Origin of the sequence: Leucobacter sp. 7(1), from assembly GCF_900163635.1 — a bacterium.
In the GTDB taxonomy this organism is placed as follows: Bacteria; Actinomycetota; Actinomycetes; order Actinomycetales; family Microbacteriaceae; genus Leucobacter.
On the sequence record NZ_FUID01000086.1, the window covers coordinates 1 to 2,462 of the forward strand.

Below are 2,462 nucleotides of genomic sequence, written 5' to 3' on the forward strand. Positions count from 1 at the left end.
TGACCGCGGTGTTGGTTGTGGCGGCGTTGTTGCTGCCGCGCTGGGGCTTCCTCAAGAAACTGCCGTCGCTGCGCGATCGGAACAACAAGCGGCGATCGGATCCGGCACCGGATCCTGTCGCCTCCGCCACCACCGGCGTAACCGTCCCGCTGGACCGGTAAGGAGAGCACGATGCTGAATATTGACCGGATCTCCAAGACCTTCTTCGCGGGCACGATCAACGAGCGCAAGGCGCTCGTTGACCTCAGCCTGCAGATGAACGAGGGCGACTTTGTGACGGTGATCGGCTCGAACGGCGCGGGGAAGTCCACGCTGCTCAACGCCGTCGCCGGCCGCTACACCGTCGACACGGGTGAGCTCACGATCGACGGTAACCCCGTCTCGAAGCTGAAAGAATTCCAGCGCGCCCGTTACGTGGGCCGCGTGTTCCAGGACCCGATGGCCGGCACGGCACCGGATCTCACGATCGAGCAGAACCTCGCGCTCGCGCTGCAGCGCGGCAAGCGTCGCGGCCTGAGCATGGGCCTCACGAAGGCGCGCCGCGACCTGTTCCTCGAGGAGCTGAAGTCGCTGGAGCTGGGCCTCGAGAACCGCCTTCCCGCGAAGGTGGGGTTGTTGTCAGGTGGTCAGCGGCAGGCGTTGTCGCTGTTGATGGCTGGGTTTACACAGCCGCGGATCCTGTTGTTGGACGAGCATACGGCGGCGCTGGATCCGCAGCGTGCGGCGTTGGTGACGGATCTCACGGAGCGGATTGTTGCGCAGGGTGGGTTGACCACGTTGATGGTGACGCACAACATGGAGCAAGCTCTGAAGCTTGGGAATCGCCTGATCATGATGCACGAGGGTCGGATTGTGTTCCAGGCTTCGGCGGAGGAGAAGCAGCATCTGACGGTGCCGCAGCTGCTCGCCGAGTTCGCGAAGATCAAGGGCGCGACCTTTGACGATCGGGCGCTGCTCACGTAGTCGCGCAGCCGCGAATCGCACACCGCGCGCGCCGGTTCACTCGGATGTTTCATCCGGGTGAACCGGCGCGCGCTTTTTTGCGGGGATCAGGATTTCTTGGAAGAAAATCGAGGGCAAACGCAACGTCCCGGTCACGATCTGCGGCGAACGTGCACTGAGTGCGCTCCGGCAGTCTACGATGGCGATGTCGGCACTTTTCACGCCGAACCATTCAGTCCGCCGTGGCACTGTCGCGTCGGATCCGATTTGTAAGGACCAGATACTCATGCGACAGATTTCTTCTCGCCGCCGCGTCCTCGCGCTTGCGAGCCTCGGCGCTGCGGCCGCACTCACGCTGAGCGCCTGCTCTGCTCCCTCCGAGAGCACCGGCGGCGACGATGCCGCGGCGCTCGACAAGGTCAGCATCGGCATCAGCCAGCTCGTGCAGCACCCCGCTCTTGACGCGGCAACCGAGGGCTTCAAGCAGGCCTTCATTGACGCAGGCTATGTCGACGGCGACACGGTCTCGTTTGACGAGCAGAACGCCAACGGCGAGCAGGCTACCGCGGTGACAATCGCACAGACCTTCTCGACCTCCAACGTGGATCTTGTGCTCGCGGTTGCCACCCCGGCAGCGCAGGCCGCAGCGCAGGCGATCACCGATAAGCCCATCCTCTTCACGGCCGTCACCGACGCCGTGTCGGCCGAGCTTGTCGAGTCGATGGAGAAGCCGGGCGCCAACGTGACCGGTACGGTCGACGCGGTCCCCGATGATGCGCTGAAGACCCAGTTCGAGATCATCACCGAGATGAAGCCGGACGCCAAGAAGGTCGGCATCGTCTACGCATCCGGCGAGGTCAACTCGCAGGTGCAGGTCGACGCTGCGCAGAAGGTTGCCGACGAGATGGGCCTTGAGCTCGTCACGAAGACGGTCACCACGGCAAACGACATCGCGCAGGCCACCGAGGCACTCGGTGACGTCGACGCGATCTACGTCCCCACCGACAACATGGTTGTCTCGGGCATCGCCTCGCTCGTCCAGGTTGCTGAGACGGCGAAGATCCCCGTGATCGGTGCCGAGCCCGGCACCGTTGAGGGTGGCGCGGTTGCGACCTACGGCATCGACTACACGAAGCTCGGCAAGCAGACCGGTGAGATGGCTATCAAGATCCTCGAGGGTGCGGATCCCGCCGACACCCCGGTGGAGACCCCGGCCGAACTGAGCTACGTTGTCAACCCGGCCGCGGCTGAGCGCATGGGCGTGGAGATCCCGAAGGCGATTCTCGACGAAGCAACCGTCGTAGAGTAGAACGGATCGCAACACTGTGATGCAGTGGCTGTCGCGCAGATGTGCGGCAGCCACTGCTTTTCCCATTCATGGACGTGATGCCCCCAGAGGCCGACTGTCCCCCAGGCAAGGACCGAAGACCGGATGATCGGCGCGCTCGAACTAGGCCTTATATACGGCGTGATGGCACTCGGGGTGTATCTCACCTTCCGTGTCCTCAACTTCCCCGACT

3 protein-coding genes are annotated in these 2,462 nt (G+C 63.7%); 2 read left to right on the forward strand and 1 reads right to left on the reverse strand.

Going from position 1 to position 2,462, the window contains the following annotated elements; genetic code table 11:
- The first annotated feature begins 171 nt into the window (after positions 1 to 171).
- Complete coding sequence (locus tag FM113_RS15920; RefSeq protein WP_087015820.1) at positions 172 to 963, forward strand: ABC transporter ATP-binding protein; 792 nt, start codon at positions 172 to 174, stop codon at positions 961 to 963.
- A gap of 36 nt (positions 964 to 999) precedes the next feature.
- On the opposite strand, the gene FM113_RS15925 is transcribed toward FM113_RS15920, so the two are convergent.
- Positions 1,000 to 1,230, reverse strand: a complete 231-nt coding sequence (locus FM113_RS15925; RefSeq protein ID WP_087015821.1) for a hypothetical protein — start codon at positions 1,228 to 1,230, stop codon at positions 1,000 to 1,002.
- Here FM113_RS15925 and FM113_RS15930 point away from each other — a divergent pair.
- Positions 1,229 to 2,251, forward strand: coding sequence for an ABC transporter substrate-binding protein (locus FM113_RS15930; RefSeq protein ID WP_087015822.1), 1,023 nt, complete (start codon positions 1,229 to 1,231; stop codon positions 2,249 to 2,251). The genes FM113_RS15925 and FM113_RS15930 overlap by 2 nt on opposite strands.
- The last annotated feature ends 211 nt before the right edge of the window (positions 2,252 to 2,462 follow it).

Coding starts and splice junctions, on each gene's coding strand:
- FM113_RS15920 (WP_087015820.1), top strand. CDS start 172: ATGCTGAATATTGACCGGATCTCCAAGACCTTCTTCGCGGGCACGATC.
- FM113_RS15930 (WP_087015822.1), top strand. CDS start 1,229: ATGCGACAGATTTCTTCTCGCCGCCGCGTCCTCGCGCTTGCGAGCCTC.
- FM113_RS15925 (WP_087015821.1), bottom strand. CDS start 1,230: ATGAGTATCTGGTCCTTACAAATCGGATCCGACGCGACAGTGCCACGG.